The 15397-nt window shown below is 43.0% G+C and carries 15 protein-coding genes; 3 read left to right on the top strand and 12 right to left on the bottom strand.

What is annotated here, in order from left to right; genetic code table 11:
* Nucleotides 1-173 precede the first annotated feature (173 nt).
* From Q0081_RS25125 to Q0081_RS25075, 11 genes are all read right to left on the bottom strand, one after another.
* Nucleotides 174-416, bottom strand: a complete 243-nt coding sequence (locus Q0081_RS25125; protein WP_298360221.1) for a type II toxin-antitoxin system MqsA family antitoxin — start codon at nucleotides 414-416, stop codon at nucleotides 174-176.
* Between the two features lie 4 nt (nucleotides 417-420).
* On the bottom strand, nucleotides 421-702 hold the full coding sequence (locus Q0081_RS25120) for a DUF4258 domain-containing protein (protein WP_298360219.1): 282 nt from the start codon (nucleotides 700-702) through the stop codon (nucleotides 421-423).
* A 39-nt stretch (nucleotides 703-741) separates the two neighbouring features.
* Nucleotides 742-3126, bottom strand: coding sequence for a serine/threonine-protein kinase (locus tag Q0081_RS25115; RefSeq protein WP_298360217.1), 2385 nt, complete (start codon nucleotides 3124-3126; stop codon nucleotides 742-744).
* Between the two features lie 155 nt (nucleotides 3127-3281).
* On the bottom strand, nucleotides 3282-5288 hold the full coding sequence (locus Q0081_RS25110) for an SBBP repeat-containing protein (RefSeq protein WP_298360215.1): 2007 nt from the start codon (nucleotides 5286-5288) through the stop codon (nucleotides 3282-3284).
* Nucleotides 5289-5326: 38 nt separating this feature from the next.
* A complete protein-coding gene (locus Q0081_RS25105) occupies nucleotides 5327-5896 on the bottom strand; it encodes a hypothetical protein (RefSeq protein ID WP_298360213.1) in 570 nt (189 codons plus the stop codon).
* Complete coding sequence (locus Q0081_RS25100; protein WP_298360211.1) at nucleotides 5875-6099, bottom strand: hypothetical protein; 225 nt, start codon at nucleotides 6097-6099, stop codon at nucleotides 5875-5877. Before Q0081_RS25100 ends, Q0081_RS25105 begins: the two co-directional genes overlap by 22 nt.
* 14 nt (nucleotides 6100-6113) lie before the next feature.
* A complete protein-coding gene (locus tag Q0081_RS25095; RefSeq protein WP_298360209.1) occupies nucleotides 6114-7718 on the bottom strand; it encodes a caspase family protein in 1605 nt (534 codons plus the stop codon).
* On the bottom strand, nucleotides 7705-8304 hold the full coding sequence (locus tag Q0081_RS25090; RefSeq protein WP_298360207.1) for an FHA domain-containing protein: 600 nt from the start codon (nucleotides 8302-8304) through the stop codon (nucleotides 7705-7707). The genes Q0081_RS25095 and Q0081_RS25090 overlap by 14 nt, the downstream gene beginning before the upstream one ends.
* A complete protein-coding gene (locus Q0081_RS25085) occupies nucleotides 8304-9233 on the bottom strand; it encodes a hypothetical protein (RefSeq protein ID WP_298360205.1) in 930 nt (309 codons plus the stop codon). Before Q0081_RS25085 ends, Q0081_RS25090 begins: the two co-directional genes overlap by 1 nt.
* 67 nt (nucleotides 9234-9300) lie before the next feature.
* Nucleotides 9301-10008, bottom strand: coding sequence for an FHA domain-containing protein (locus Q0081_RS25080; protein ID WP_298360203.1), 708 nt, complete (start codon nucleotides 10006-10008; stop codon nucleotides 9301-9303).
* A 44-nt stretch (nucleotides 10009-10052) separates the two neighbouring features.
* On the bottom strand, nucleotides 10053-11276 hold the full coding sequence (locus Q0081_RS25075) for an NAD(P)/FAD-dependent oxidoreductase (RefSeq protein ID WP_298360201.1): 1224 nt from the start codon (nucleotides 11274-11276) through the stop codon (nucleotides 10053-10055).
* Between the two features lie 139 nt (nucleotides 11277-11415).
* On the opposite strand from Q0081_RS25075, the gene Q0081_RS25070 reads away from it, so the two are divergent.
* Nucleotides 11416-12471, top strand: a complete 1056-nt coding sequence (locus Q0081_RS25070) for a DNA/RNA non-specific endonuclease (protein ID WP_298360199.1) — start codon at nucleotides 11416-11418, stop codon at nucleotides 12469-12471.
* Here the strand turns inward: Q0081_RS25070 and Q0081_RS25065 are convergent.
* The gene (locus tag Q0081_RS25065) at nucleotides 12468-13553 is read right to left on the bottom strand and encodes an N-acetylmuramoyl-L-alanine amidase-like domain-containing protein (protein WP_298360197.1); all 1086 of its coding nucleotides are present in this window, start codon (nucleotides 13551-13553) and stop codon (nucleotides 12468-12470) included. The genes Q0081_RS25070 and Q0081_RS25065 overlap by 4 nt on opposite strands.
* Before the next feature lie 123 nt (nucleotides 13554-13676).
* Here Q0081_RS25065 and Q0081_RS25060 point away from each other — a divergent pair, with 123 nt between their 5' ends.
* Nucleotides 13677-14435: a hypothetical protein gene (locus tag Q0081_RS25060; RefSeq protein ID WP_298360195.1), complete on the top strand. Its 759-nt coding sequence runs from the start codon at nucleotides 13677-13679 to the stop codon at nucleotides 14433-14435.
* Between the two features lie 82 nt (nucleotides 14436-14517).
* Nucleotides 14518-15396 (top strand): lipoyl synthase, encoded by an 879-nt coding sequence (gene lipA, locus Q0081_RS25055; protein ID WP_298360193.1) that lies wholly within the window; start codon nucleotides 14518-14520, stop codon nucleotides 15394-15396.
* Nucleotide 15397 lies beyond the last annotated feature (1 nt).

Below are 15397 nucleotides of genomic sequence, written 5' to 3'. Positions count from 1 at the left end.
GGTCCTCTACCCGAAACACCTTGCCATACGTACCACTTCCCAACCACGTACCTTTCTCCGCAAACTGAATCGGGTAGCGTTTCTTGAATTCTTGAAAGGTGGTAAAGGTCTGGGTCATCGGGTTATATCAATGAATATACGTGTTAATCACCATTTTTTACTTCAATATTGTCTTAAACTAATTCTTTGTACGTATCGGGGTAACGAATAATTTCCAACTCCGCTCCTTTTTCCACTGCATCTTCAGCCAAGTTCAAGACTTTTTGGTTAGTCCTAGCCGACAAATAAGCCTCACCGCAATTGCTACAAACCTCGGCAGGTACTTCTTTTATGATAATGATAGCCGCCCCACGTTGCAACGTAATCAAGGTCTTATCTTCCACTGTCTGCCCAGTCTTACAAAATACACATTGCATAGTTTTATTTAGTTTTTGTTTTAAAATCATCATCCCAAATGTACGCATCTGGAATGTACGCAGTAATGACAATACACGTACTATCCTCATCTTGTGCTACCACTACATGCAGGGGAATATCATTGATGAATCCTAATAACAATGCACTTGGAAAAGGTTTATCTGTTGGATATTGTTGAATCGTTATTCCATTTTTAAGTACATACTCTACGTCTTTTTGGGATATAGTGCGAGCAAACATCCTTGCAGTAGCGTGTGTACTAAAAATAACTCCCTGACAGTCCATTATTTATAGTTAGTGTTACATTTTTTGTATTCCTATCTTCTACTTCACTTTTACTACCCAATAATCACTTCCACCACGGCTATTTTCTGATTTATCGCCAGAGATAGGAGAATATGATCCTCCTGCAATCACAAAGCTTCCGTCAGCAGTAGCAATGATTGTAGCAACATTGTCACTACCTGCTCCTCCCAGAGTTTTTTCCCAAATTTTTTGCCCGTTACTATTTATTTTTACTACCCAATAGTCCTCACCACCTCTGCTATTTTCAGATTTATCTCCCGAAGTATTAGAATTGGACGTTCCCCCTACCACAAAACTACCATCATTAACAGCAACGACAGCATCCGCATTATCCTCAAGATTCCCCCCAAATGTTTTATCCCATACTTTTTGACCACTACTATTAAGTCTTACTACCCAATAGTCTTCCCCTCCTTTACTTCCTTCAGATTTATCACCAGAATTAATCGAATTAGATGCCCCTGAAATTAGCAAACCCCCATCGTCAGTAACAATGATACAATTAGATCTATCTCTATCATTTCCCCCAAATGTTTTATCCCATACTTTTTGCCCATTGCTATTGAGTTTAACTACCCAATAGTCTTCTCCTCCTTTACTTCCTTCAGATTTATCACCAGAAATATTAGAGTCAGATGTTCCTCCTATTACAAAACCGCCATCATCCGCGGCAACAATAGCAGAAATATTATCATAACCACTCCCGCCAATGGTCTTATCCCAAACCTTTTGCCCGTTGCTATTGAGTTTAACTACCCAATAGTCATTTTCCCCTCTGCTATTTTCAGATTTATCTCCCGAAATATTAGATTTTGACCTTCCTGCTATAGCAAAACCCTCATCAGCGGTAGCAACAATGGTAGGATATCCATCATAACTATCCCCTCCAATGGTCTTATCCCATACTTTTTGACCATTACTATTAAGCTTTATCACCCAATAGTCTTGCCCGCCTTCACTGTTTTCAGATTTGTCTCCCGAAAGGGGAGAATTAGACATACCTGCAATCACAAACCCACCATCTATGGTGGCAACAATAGCAGAAGCGTAATCCTCACCACTCCCCCCAAGGGTTCGATCCCAAATTTTTTGACCAGCACTATTTTGCTTTACTACCCAATAGTCATTTTTTCCTTTATTATTTTCAGATTTATCTCCCGAAAGAGTGGACACTGAGCCTCCTACAATCACAAAACCATCATCAGTAGTAGCAATCAAATCAGCAGGCCAATCAGAACCACTTCCTCCAAGGGTTTTATCCCAAATTTTAGCAGCTTGTTCAAACTCAACTTTCTCTTTTGGCCGCAACCAAATCCCTAATAAAACTACCGTCACCCCCCCAATCAATCCCCAAAGCCACGTATTTTTAGATTTGGGTTGAATTTCGGGGGTTTGAACAATGGCTTTCGGCACATACACATCCGTCTTGGTTTCCTGCACCACGCGCTTGGGCTTTACATAAACGTCTGTATGGTCGGTAAGAGTAACGCTTGGCTTTTCAACAGGTTTGGGCGGCGGTGGTGGCTTTATGGGTTCGTCCAATAGTGCTAACAATTCGTCCGCTTTACGTACGCGCTGCCGAATGTCTTTGACCAAGCACCGCCGTATCATGCCTTGGTAAGGCTCAGGTAAGGTGCGGAGGCGGTCGGGAAGTTGAGCAGAGGTGATTTTGCGCTCTATTTCTCGCCTCAGGGTAGGTTCGCTTGACTGCGTACCTACGCTAAACGGCTTTTCGCCAGTCAGCATTTCGTACAAAATCACGCCAAACGCCCACAAGTCCAAGTTGAAACTCACGCGTCCGCCCTCAATCTGCTCGGGGGCTTTATAGGAGGGTGTGCCGCGCCCATCGCTCAAATCAAAATCAGAACTATCTATTTCGTCTTGACTCACGAGTTTGCTAAGACCAAAATCAGCGATTTTGGGAATAAATCTGCCGCTGTTATCCCTCGAAATGAGGATATTAGCGGGTTTAAAGTCGCGGTGAACAATGCGCTGCTGATGCAGATGTTTTAGTCCTTCAAGCGTACCGCATACAATGTCGCGGAGTTCTTTGTCGGTGAGTTTACTACGTTTGAGCAGGTCAGCTAAATTGCCGTCGGAGTAGTACTTCATCACCGCAAAATCGCTGATACCCGTATCGGTTTCGAGGCGGTAGCAAGCATCATAGCGGGCGATATTGGCGTGGCGCGGCACTTTTTGGGCGAGTTCTACTTCTGCTTTTAGGGATTTGGTATCGTTTTGGCGGTACTCACTGATTTTTACGGCCACCCATTCGGTTTCTACTTGGTCCTCTACCCGAAACACCTTGCCATACGTACCACTTCCCAACCACGTACCTTTCTCCGCAAACTGAATCGGGTAGCGTTTCTTGAATTCTTGAAAGGTGGTAAAGGTCTGGGTCATTTGTTATTTTACTGATAATGTGGCATTTACTTTATTCAACTATCAGAATAATAATGTCTTTTTACTATTAATTGCATCGTTGGTCTTGCCACAATCCTCACCTCACCTTTACCATCCACAAATCACTTTCGCCACGGCTGTTCTCGAATTTATCTCTAATCTGGATACTTTGCCACAAAAATATCCAATCCGCCCGAATAGGTTAAAGCAGGCGGAGTACCAAATATAAAAGAACTACTATAAAACCCACTAAGTAATAATAAATTCCCCGTATTATTGATTGCTATGGAAGTACCTCCATCCGCGCCATTACCCCCAGTCGTTTTTACAAATCGAAAATTTCCATTGCTATCATACTGCGCCAAAAATACATCCGTACTTCCTGACGACCTAACGGAAGTATTATCAAACAAACTATTATCGCTTACCAGCCCAGTAATGTAGGCGTTTCCTGATTTATCTATTACTACGCCATTTCCAGCGTCTGTACCTGATCCACCAGCCGTTCTTACCCATTCTACATTCAGGTTACTTAGGCTATATTTCCCCAGAAAAATATCGCCTCCGCCACGATAACTGACGAGGGTACTCCCATAATTTGAGCCTTGTATTGTACCCGTTACATAGACAGAACTACCACTCACTGCTACACTACTACCAAAAGCAGGAGTCCCTGAATTGGAATTATGAAAAGCCATTAAATTACCACCAGAATTGTATTTAGCAATGAAAATATCAGGGGTTGTATTTGAAGAATATACCGTAGAAGCCCCGGAAACAGAACGAAAAGTGGCAGGAGAAGAAAAGTTTCCCGTTATATAGGCATTTCCGTCTGTATCTACGGCAACACTACTGGCATAGTCGTTTTCAAAACCACCGCAGGAAACTGCCCAAAGGGCATCTCCATTGATGTTCAACTTAGCCAAAAAAGCATCATACTTCCCTTCTATTCCCGAAGCTTGAATAATTGTTGCCCCAAAAGTAGCAGACTGAGCGCTAAAAAAGCCTGTAATATAAATCCCAGAAGAATGTAGGGCAATTCCTACTCCTTGGTCCGGGCTACCGCCACCATAGAGTTTATTCCAAAGCATTTGACCATCTCGATTATACTTTGCCACAAATATATCAGTAGGGCCGCCGGTTTGCTTTCTAACAGGGGTGTTTACAATCACATTGGCAGTTGTATTGAAAAAGCCAGCATTGGTACTTACCTGACCAATCACATAAATATCTCCATTAGAATCCACCGCAATCCCTTTTCCTTCATCGGTTCCGTCCCCTGTTATTCTCTGCACCCATGCTAAATCACCATTACTGTTGTATTTAGCGATAAAAACATCATTGCTACCTGCCACATTTAAAGTAGTGGCACCAAAAGCGATAGAAGAACCATAGTTCCCTATTACATACACATTTCCTAAACCATCTATTGCAACACCGTTACCTACATCATTTGCTCCCCCGCCGTTTCTCCATGCTTTAAAATTAGCAGCTGATGAAACTCCTGACACGGTAATATTTACACTTAAGGAACGATTCAAATTTTCGTTGCACGTAGTTACAATATCAGCACTAATGGTGTAGCTACCCGAGGAAGCAAAAGTATAACTGAATGAACCAGCATCAGTACGTTGTTCTTGTACGAGAGCAGTAGTGCCACTCAATACTTTCCAAGTGACGGTTTTTACATCAGCAGGTGTAGTAGTAGTCAGCCCATAAGTGTAAGTATTGTTGCTAACACTTGTAGTTGTTATGGCAGTTGGTTGGACACAAGTTTTTATAGTTATTGCTTTACTCAATGTCTTTTTTTCTCCACAAACGGTTTCTATTTCCGCACTTACCGTATAGCTTCCATTAGTAGAAGCAGTGTAGGCATAAGATTGAGCAGAGGTGAGGGTAGATTGAACCAAAACTGTCGAACCACTCAATACTTTCCATGTTACGGTCTTCACATCTGTAGTAGTACTGGCCAAAGAAAATGTATATTTTTTGGGGTCAACAGCGTCTGTAACAATGTTAATGTCAGTAGGCAACGTACAATTTTTAAGGGTTTTGAGTACTGGGTCAGTCCATTGGCAGCTCTCTAACCCAGCAACGGTTGCCGCCCATAAAGGAGATAACAGAAGGAATATTTTGAATAGTTTATTAGACTTTAAGGTCATAGCTTGTGTTTGATATCTTCCAGTTGTATTTATTGTATCTAAATAGGGTCAGCACTACTCAAAAGGGCATTCCACTCGGCTATAAGTTCCAGTTTCTGTACCCACTCTTCAATGTGTATTATATCTAACTTTTCATATTGCAACTCATAGACCCGAGTCGCGTCTATCAGTTGTTTTTGGCTTCCTCCTGCCATTTTTGCCCACAGCAATTTACTTACAATAGTGTCTTCAGGGCTTGTCACATAAAAGTCTTCAATACCCAATACCTTCACCTTTTGCCTACGTCCAAAACGTACTCGATCGTATTCACTTTGGGTAAGTATCCAAAAGTCCACCTTATTGCCCGAGGTACTGTCTATTACATTGAACATACTTTGGCGTACTATGGCATCTTTTACACTTTCTTTATTGACATAAAACACGTTTGTCGGAAATGCTTCGGCAAATGCATACGCAAAGCGAGGATGCAACACAATAACGATATCAATATCGTGAGTTAAACGAGGCTCACCCTGCAAACTTGATACAACTGAACCTGTCACCATATAAGGAATCTCGTTGGCATTGAGAAGACCCAAAGCGTAGTTCAATAATTCTGATTGTGACATTTAGCCAATCTTTTTAAGAAAAGTTCATGGATTTCTTCGGGTGTTTTTTCGGGAAAGCGATTCCGTAGCCCCTCCTTAAAAAGTGCTCGACTAAAATCTGATAATTCAAATGCTTTTAACAATCGCTCTCCTTCTGTCATTTGGCGAAGGGTTTCTAAGTATTTTCGATGATTAGGACGTGGCTTGGGGTCTTTATTTATCATTAATATATGGATGTTTAAAGATACGAAAGTACCAAATTATCAGAGAACTTTCCATAAAACATCGGAGCTTGGCCATTGGGTGTATTGCGTTTTAGTAACGGAGACACGTAGCGAAAGAGTTCTTTAATTGTTACAGTTTTGTCGTGGTTTGCGTCAGCTTTACCACGCAAACCGTTGAGCAAGAAAAAAGTAAACAATCCTCCCCGTGCTACGCCACTCTCAACCGAACTCTGGGTTGAGCGAGAGGAGAGCATCAACACTACATCGGCGTTTTTAGGCAAGGTTTTCGATTCGGGGATATTCCATGCTTGTTGGATTGTCATACTCCCTGACAAACAGGCATCTGCAATGCAAAGTTTGGTTGAGGCAGCGGAGGATTTGAAGCGATTTTTTACGTCGCGGTGAGTTAAAACTGAGGCGGGGTCATTCTTTTTTACATCGTATGGAATAAACCCTCCATTGAGTCCATGGCCTGAGAAATAAAAAATCACGCGATCTTGGTCAGTTGCCTGTTCAAATAGTTTTAGGGCGTTTAGTATTGCTTTTTGCGTGGCAACTTTGTTTGTTAAGACCTTTATGTTTTGATTGGGAACATTTCCTCCCGCTGGGCTTTTCAGAAAATCGGCAAAGCGGAGTGCGTCTTTATCCGCAAATTTTAAATCGCCCGTGCGATAGTCTGTTATTTTGTAATCAGCAATACCTACTACGATGGCGTAGGTAGAGCCATTTTGGGCAAAACATAACTGCGAAAACCACAAAATTGCCAACCCAATCCATGCCCGAAGACTCTTTTTGGCAGGCAGCGATACGGTGGAGAAAGTTTCTTCTTTTATTACATCACGAATGGAGACTAAGCAGCCTGAGTAATTATCGCGGGTTTGGTTTTGACAAATAGACAAAATTTGTTCTATCTGAAACATTCCTTTTTGAGAGGACGGATTCTTAAAAACTTCTTTCAATTTCTCTTCGTTCAGTTGCTCCAATACCCCGTCAGTACACAAAAAAAAGTAGTCTCCTGCCTGTATATCAGTCAAATAATTGACAGTCGGATTATCTATTTTTAAGCTTAGGTTATTCGATTCTACGCCTATTGAGCGACTAAGACTATTACGACGGGGGTGTGTTTGAGCCTGTTCTTGGGTAATAATACCTTCCGATACCAACTCCAATACGTATCGGTGGTCTTGGGTTTGGTGCAATATCTGCCCCTTGCGCAGGTGATACACACGGCTGTCACCCACGTGCGCGACCGTTACACCACCTTCGTCCAAGTACAACAACGCCAACGTACTTCCCACTCGACTGAGAAGTGGATTTTGTTGGAGGTATTCGGCCAAAGCCAAATGCGCGTGAGTGATTGTATCAATAAGATAAGTTTTTGTCACGGCAACAGGAGGGTATTGTTGAAAATAATCGGCAATGGCCTCAGCTACCAATCGGCTCGCTACTTCGCCCTTGTCCCACCCTCCTATACCATCGCATACCATGAACAGACGTGTATCGGACGTAGGAGCGGTAGGATACACAAAATCTTCATTGTTGGCACGCTGACCTGTTAAGGAAAAAATAAGTGGTTCTTCAATTTGAATTTTCATTGACATAGCGTTACTGCGTTTCATCAGGCTCGAATGATTTTGACATCAAGTAGGTTTGCAGCATAGATGGTGGAATAAAGTAAGCTTCCAGCCGAAATATATCTACCCCACCCAAACACACCAGACCTTGGTCCAGTATATCCAATTTGTCACCATTTTGAAGCAAATAACCATTAAGAAGTGTCCCATTTAAACTATTTTTATACTGACCACTTTCAGGCTCTATTGCTCCATCCTGCAAAGTATAGCGTAATTTCCCCTCCCATTTATCAAACAATACCTCAATCGTGCAATGTTTTCTGCTAAGATAGCACTTGCCATCGTGCATGAACCGTTCGGTATGAACAGTACACGACGACGAATGACCCACGGTATTGACACCCACCCGAAGTGGATAGCGTAGTGCAGGGTCTTGTTGATAGACCAATTGGCCAAAAGAAGGCAAGCCTAACAAAATGCGTTCATCGTAAAACGCTTGCGTAAGCTGGTTGATATGACCACAGCCAGAGTGGGTACACTGAATCGCGCCGTTTTCAAAATCTCTCACTTTGACGGCGATAAGTTTGCCACATTTTTGGCAGGGAAGGATGGTATTTTTAAAGGTTGTCATTATTCCATTTCGGGCATTTCAGCATCATTGATATAGCCTCCTTCGTCAGTACCTTCTTCTTCGGAAGTATCTTCCTCAGGCAACGAGACGAGACTCCTATTGTTTACTTCTGACACAGGTTCATCGTTCATGTCCTCTAAGCGTTCCATTTCAGCCATAAAAGGCTCATCTAAAGGTTGCTGACTGACTACTTCTTGCGTAGTCATATCAATTTGCAAGGCTGTATCTAACCGATTATCACCGCCATTATCAACAATCGCTATCATGGCATTGCTATCTATGTCCATAATCACAATGGCGTCGGCTACACCATCATGGTCGTCGTCTATTCCCAGAGCAGGCCGACCGTTAATCATAGTTTCAACGTAGTTAGGCTCTTGATTACCCTCACTACCGGAAGAATCCTCAGTTGTTTCAGTAGGCTTGTAGCCTACATCACTTAAAAACTCCTGACGCTGTGCCAGCGATAACCCGCGCCATTCTTCTACGGTATAAGTGTTATATACTTCACCATGCCATGAGAAGATGCCACCGGGGCCGACTTCTTCACGAGCAGCATTGTAGGCATCTTCAAAAGTCAAATTGTCGTTGATACCACCTGCGATGTCAATATTTTTAGTAGGTTTGATAACACCGTTCTGAACAGGCGAAACGTAGTCATGTTTAATAGGCTGATAGGAGCTGATTGATTCTGAATTTGTAGTAGTTTCTGTCGGAGGTATAGTTTCATTTGTATCTATAGGAATAACCCCCAATTTAACCGCCGCAAATGCTGCTCCGCCCCCCAATAACACAGTTGCAGTAGATATGAAAGCTTTTTGGCGACTGCTTAGTTTAGTTGTTGAGGATGTGGTTGGCACTGACAGTTTTTGTTGTGCAGCTTGAAATACGTCGGTCATTTGTTGGTCGGAAGTAGTCATGTTTTGCATGGTGATGTATGTTATTTCTACTTTATCAAGTGAGGAAAGAAAAGGTAAGTTAAAATATTGGAGAAATTTATTTTACCCATACTGCTTTGCACTTGGTACATTTTTTTTGTTTTGCTACTAATTCAAATTCCCGATTGCCGAACGAATCGCGGCAATTGGGATTAGGGCAACGATACCGTTGGCGATATTCTTTATCAATAAGTTCCAGTTTTTCTTCGGTTGAAAGTAAATGCGATGCCAAAGTTGGCACCAGCATACTAAGACCTGCGCTTGATAGTACAGCTAATACGCCAAAAGTACCTGCTGTAGCTACTGAGCCTACTCCAATCACCGAGCCTCCTACTACGCTCCACAACCGTATCATCTTGTCTCGATTGCGGCAGTCTTTCCGTAATATAGGATAATCTTCATATACTTTTTGTAAAGCGGCAAATTCTTCTGTAAAATCAAGCGGGTCTTTTTCTATATCTAACTTTTCACTTGATGTAGCTTTTACTTTAGGCAATAAATCAGCTACAGAAAACTCTAAATCAGCTAACCATACTTTATCCTGAATATCAATAAGTTTGCGAACAACACGCATAAGCGTACCTGCATTTTCAATAAAAGTACCTCGCTTGCTACCACAATCTTCTATTATGAAACTGTTTGGAGAGCAAACAGTCAATTGGGCGTGATGACGACTGATATGAGGATTGTCGAGGACGATATTGTTTTGTTTGTCTCGACCAATTGAAATAGTGGTAATTTCAGGGATATTGTCTTTTAAATCCATAGATATGCAAAAATTTTTCTAATTTCCTTATTTTCTATCTACTTTCAAAACAATCGGCTCCCCGCCACAAACCCCGTAGTCCAAGCAGCTTGAAAATTATACCCCCCTGTGATACCGTCAATGTCTAAGACTTCTCCGGCAAAAAATACGCCCGGCACTTGGCGGCTCTCCAGCGTCTTGGCATGAAGGCCATTCAAATTCACACCACCACAAGTAACAAACTCTTCTTTAAACGTAGTTTTTCCGTGAACATCCAACTGAAAATTAGTTAGATGCTCCACCAAACGGTTTAGGTTTTTGGCGGGCAAATCCGTCCAACGCATGGTATCAGGAATATTGGACAGCTCAACCAATTGTTTCCAAAGCCGTTGAGGCAGTCCAAACGGGGCCTGTGTCGTGATAAACTTCATTCGCCAGGCCGAATCACGTTGAAAATCGGTCAATTGTTGAAGAATTTCATTGGGCTTCTTATTGGTAAAATTCACTAATGACACAAATTGATAGTTTTTGTCTGACAACTCACGCGCGCCCCATGCCGACAAACGCAAAATGGCAGGGCCGCTGACGCCCCAGTGAGTAAATAACAGCGGTCCCGATTCGGTCAATTTACTGCCCGCCATTTTCACCCCTACTGTCCCCACCGATACCCCCATCAACTCTTTCAAAGGAGAAACAGGAATGTTAAACGTAAACAGAGAAGGAACAGGAGAAACAATTTCCACCCCCAAGCTCGACAACCAATCATAACCCGACAATTGTGGGTGCCCGCCCGAAGTCACCAAAACACGGTCAGCGTGAAGTACTTCGCCCGATTGCAACGTTACCTCAAAACCGCTGGGCTTGGGTTCAATTTGGGTAACACCGGCACTCGTCCTGATTTGTACATCAGCACGCTGCGCTGATTTAAGCAAGCAATCAATAATTGTTTCTGAATCATTGGTTGTGGGAAACATCCGTCCGTCGGGTTCAGTTTTGAGAGGTACGCCACGACTTTCAAACCACTCAATCGTGTGTTGATTGTTAAATATCTCAAACAGGGGACGTAAAAATTTTGCGCCGCGCGGGTAGCCTTTCAATAGTTTCGGCAGGGTTGGAGCGGCATTGGTCACGTTGCAACGCCCGCCGCCCGATACCCGAACTTTATTTAAAACACCCCGATTTTTCTCTAAAATCGTAACTTTTGCATCTCTAAACGTTTCGGCAGCGGTAATTGCTCCCATGAATCCGGCAGCCCCGCCGCCAATGACAATAATAGATAGTTGTTGCATTTACTAAAATCGCACCATTTGAAATTGAAAATAAGGCTCAAAGTGCGGAAACTTTCGGGAAGATTCAAAAAATCTTTGTTTTGTTTGACCTTCTATGGCGTTCTTTGCGTTTTGTACCCAACCATCAGAATTGAAAATAATGCAGCGCAAAGGCTTACGTTTCGGGAATACCCTCTTTTTATTATTTTTCTTTGTTGTCATAGGGCTTGTATTGCACTATCGCGGCCGCACAAAACCCTTGGTGGCGTTTTGGAACGATGTAAAAAGTGTGTTTATCTACGACAGAAAACCCGCCGAGCGGGGCGATAACCCTTACCGCGCTCCGGAACCCGACAACACCGCCTCCGACGACCGTACTGATGACGTAGCTTCTGATGATCGTACAAAATCCAAAGATGATGAGTCGCTGTTAGACAAAATAGGACTGGGAAAACAAACGGAATCGAAGGAGGAAGAAATCGAAACAACCTCTTCGTCAAATGGCCCTGATTTTGCTAAAACAAAAGATTTTAACCTTCCTGCCATTGGTTCCAATGACCAAATCGTACGTCATGATCGCTACACGCTGCGTTATCGTGAACAATACGAACAGGCCGATTGGGTAGCCTACAAACTTACCGGCGAAGAATCGCGCGCCTACCTCTCCCGCGATGGGAATAAGTTTGTTCCGGATCCGCTCGTCAAAACAGGCTCGGCTGTCACGACCGATTATACACGTACAGGGTATGACCGTGGCCACTTAGCACCCGCCGGAGATTTTAACCTTTCGACCGACGAGAAGCAGGAATCTTTTTACATGAGCAATATCAGTCCGCAAGTGCCGGATTTTAACCGCGGGATTTGGAATGATTTGGAACAAAAATTTCGCCAATGGGCAGAGCGCGACGAAGAATTGTATATCGTCACGGGGCCGGTATTAAAGTTAGGATTGCCCACCATCGGAAAATACAACGAAATTGCAGTCCCTGAAATGTATTACAAAATTGCCCTTTGCCTCACCGACAATCAACCGCGTATGATTGGATTTGTGATGAAAAACGAATTTTCAAGCGAAAACCTCAAATCCTTTGTCATGAGTGTGGATGAAATTGAACGAATGACGGGAATTGATTTTTTTCCAAAACTTCCTGATGCTCTGGAGAAAAAACTGGAAAGCTCAACGACAACCGTCGGTTGGTTTTCGGCAAAGAACTAACCTTTGATTCGCAACACCACAATACCACTGTGTTTCTTGATTTTCTGTAGATAATCGGCCAGAGGCTCTGTGGAGACCATTACCTTTTTTGCATCAGAAGAAGCATGAAGGAGGTAGGCCTGATTGCCTTTTTTGACAATAAATCCTTCGTGGTTGAAGTCAAGACCGGCAATACCTGAAGTAATTCCTACAATATCTCCTTCCTGTAAATGAGTTTCTATTTCACCCACTTTACTTTTAGGAAGATAGTGCCAGAAATTTTCACTCAGTTTCTTTTCACTTCGCTGAATTTCCTGAAATGTTGTTTCATCTTCCAACGCAGGATAAAGACCCCGATGTGTTGTCATAAAATTGATAACCGGTTGTGCTTTAGTTCCCCCCAATTGCTCAGTGACATCGAAATACCAACCCATTGCCTGCCCCTGTTGCTTCCATTCCCAAAAATAATGCAACCGAGAGCCATATCCCTCAAGCTTTCCATCACGGTAGCGCATTTGACGCAGTAGGGTTTGAAATTCAAGGTATGATTTCTGATGATGGCGAGCGAGGGTCATAGCCAACACCGATTCCACAAACGTATAACAATCAAATTCGGAAAGATTACACACGAGTTTTTCGGGGGTTTGTTCGAGCGTGTGTGAAACATACGGGTTTCCTGCAAAGCTTTTGGCGATGATGATGACCGTTTCTGCCTTCGTCACTCCTTTGTCCAATTGCATTTTTTCGGAGAAAATGGCTTGGTTAAGGTCAATGATGCGCCAAGCGCTGATAGTCAACACCACCAAAAACATAGAACACAGATAGAACGGATTAAACAGATTAAAATGGATTCCACTATCCGTCTTTATCCGTCCCATCAGTTGAATCCGTGTTCTAAGGTTGGCAAACAAAATCTTTTGGTTGTGCATTATCTGATTCTTACTGGTTTGGGAATGAATAATCGTACCGAACTGTAAATGAGCAGCTTGAAAAAGTAACTTGCGAAATCTCAGTTGGCACGTTTTTTTAGAGACTCGAATTACAATTTCTATTTCTCGCTTTGCGGAATGCAATTTACGGCTCACAAAAAATTTCTGAACCATAAAGTCATTAAAATAGTTTAATTCGGCAAAGGAGTCCGCAACTTTTTTACCCTTTTTGACGTACATTCACTTGACTTTGAAAAGTATTTTTGTTAGGTTTAGATAAAATTATTGCTACGAATAATGAAATCGTTTTCAACTATAGCTTTCGCCCTTTTGCTGGTTGCCCAAGCCGCTTGGAGTCAGCAACGCCGTCCTAAAACCAATTTAGAAGAAGAGGAAGAGGACTACTCCACCATTACTACCTACGGTATTACCACCAATACGAACTCTGGCTTGTTGGGAGGTTTGGTTTTCCGTCATTCTACGCGCCTCGAAAACGAACTTTTCGGGCGACGCCAGTATCGCTATTTAGGGCTTGATCTGGTAAATGTACGTCACCCTAAAGAATTGTCGCAATCCAGCAATACCGGTTCGCGGTTTACTCCCGGCAAGCAAAACTACCTGTTTGTCCTCCGCCCTCAGTATGGTCGTGAAATTATACTGTCCAATCGCAACAACGAGGAAGGAATTTCTATTAACGGTATTTTAGCCGTGGGGGCTTCATTAGGTATTCTAAAGCCCTATTACATTCAGTATCAGGTTCGTCCCGGTGTAGTACGTACCGAAGCGTATGACCCCGTCAAACACACTGATTTAGGGAATATTTTAGGTTCCGGAAATCTTTTACAAGGCTTGGGAAATTCAAAGATTATTCCCGGAGTCAATGCCAAAATCGCCTTCAGTTTTGAACTGAGTGCCTTTCGAAGTAATCTCACGGGTTTGGAAGTCGGCTTTCTTACTGAGCTTTTTTCCAAGGCACCCGTTATTATACCTTTTGCCGAAAATCGTAGCTTGTTCACCTCAGGTTACGTAACTTTGTTCTTCGGAAACAAAAAATAAGCCGTTATCCGTTAATCGTTATCCGTTATTTGTAAAAATTTTGTCGGATAACGGATAACCGATAACTGATAACGAAAAGACAATGATTGAACTTCCAGTAATTACCTCTGAACGCAAAAAACGTCCTGATTGGCTAAGAGTAAAGTTACCCGTTGGCCCTGAATACAGAAAAGTTCGGACGATTGTAGATACCAATAAGCTCCATACCATTTGCGAAAGCGGCAACTGCCCGAATATGGGGGAATGCTGGGGTGAAGGCACAGCTACCTTCATGATTTTGGGCAACGTCTGCACACGCAGTTGTTCCTTTTGCGCGGTAGCTACCGGCCGACCCAACGAATACGACGTAGATGAACCGCGTCGCGTCGCGGAAGCCATCAAAACCATGGGGGTAAAACACGCCGTGATTACCTCCGTAAATCGCGACGAATTGAAAGACCGCGGAGCGGAAATATGGCACCAAACGGTTGTGTTGACCAAAGAACTAAGTCCTTCCACTACGATAGAAACATTGATTCCCGACACAAAAAGTAATTGGGAAGCCTTAGAGCGCATGATTTCGGCGGGACAGGAAGTGGTATCGCATAATGTGGAAACCGTCGCAAGATTGTACCGCGCCGTGCGCCCGCAAGCTCGCTACGAACGCAGTTTGGAACAGATTCGTCGTACCAAAGAATTTGGCAAACGTACCAAATCGGGTATTATGTTGGGATTAGGAGAAACGCAAGATGAAATGTTAAAAGCAATGGATGACTTAGTAGCGCATGGCTTAGACATTCTTACGCTCGGACAGTATCTGCAACCCACCAAAATGCACCACGAAGTTATTGAGTGGATTCACCCCGACACCTTTGCCATGTATCGCGAAGAAGGGCTGAAACGTGGCTTAAAATACGTAGAATCGGGTCCGTTGGTACGTTCAAGCTATCACTCTGAGCGGCATGTGAACGTGCCGATTTAAT

Origin of the sequence: Runella sp. (assembly GCF_027484545.1) — a bacterium.
GTDB lineage: Bacteria > Bacteroidota > Bacteroidia > Cytophagales > Spirosomataceae > Runella.
This window is presented reverse-complemented; position numbering and strand designations above follow the sequence as displayed.

Bases quoted from the DNA above. Each gene is read 5' to 3' on its own strand.
- Q0081_RS25060 (WP_298360195.1), top strand. From the start codon at position 13,677: ATGAAATCGTTTTCAACTATAGCTTTCGCCCTTTTGCTGGTTGCCCAA.
- Q0081_RS25095 (WP_298360209.1), bottom strand. From the start codon at position 7,718: ATGAAACGCAGTAACGCTATGTCAATGAAAATTCAAATTGAAGAACCA.
- Q0081_RS25110 (WP_298360215.1), bottom strand. From the start codon at position 5,288: ATGACCTTAAAGTCTAATAAACTATTCAAAATATTCCTTCTGTTATCT.
- Q0081_RS25075 (WP_298360201.1), bottom strand. From the start codon at position 11,276: ATGCAACAACTATCTATTATTGTCATTGGCGGCGGGGCTGCCGGATTC.
- Q0081_RS25120 (WP_298360219.1), bottom strand. From the start codon at position 702: ATGGACTGTCAGGGAGTTATTTTTAGTACACACGCTACTGCAAGGATG.
- Q0081_RS25115 (WP_298360217.1), bottom strand. From the start codon at position 3,126: ATGACCCAGACCTTTACCACCTTTCAAGAATTCAAGAAACGCTACCCG.
- Q0081_RS25070 (WP_298360199.1), top strand. From the start codon at position 11,416: ATGCAGCGCAAAGGCTTACGTTTCGGGAATACCCTCTTTTTATTATTT.
- Q0081_RS25105 (WP_298360213.1), bottom strand. From the start codon at position 5,896: ATGTCACAATCAGAATTATTGAACTACGCTTTGGGTCTTCTCAATGCC.
- Q0081_RS25080 (WP_298360203.1), bottom strand. From the start codon at position 10,008: ATGGATTTAAAAGACAATATCCCTGAAATTACCACTATTTCAATTGGT.
- Q0081_RS25085 (WP_298360205.1), bottom strand. From the start codon at position 9,233: ATGCAAAACATGACTACTTCCGACCAACAAATGACCGACGTATTTCAA.
- Q0081_RS25125 (WP_298360221.1), bottom strand. From the start codon at position 416: ATGCAATGTGTATTTTGTAAGACTGGGCAGACAGTGGAAGATAAGACC.
- lipA (WP_298360193.1), top strand. From the start codon at position 14,518: ATGATTGAACTTCCAGTAATTACCTCTGAACGCAAAAAACGTCCTGAT.
- Q0081_RS25090 (WP_298360207.1), bottom strand. From the start codon at position 8,304: ATGACAACCTTTAAAAATACCATCCTTCCCTGCCAAAAATGTGGCAAA.
- Q0081_RS25065 (WP_298360197.1), bottom strand. From the start codon at position 13,553: ATGGTTCAGAAATTTTTTGTGAGCCGTAAATTGCATTCCGCAAAGCGA.
- Q0081_RS25100 (WP_298360211.1), bottom strand. From the start codon at position 6,099: ATGATAAATAAAGACCCCAAGCCACGTCCTAATCATCGAAAATACTTA.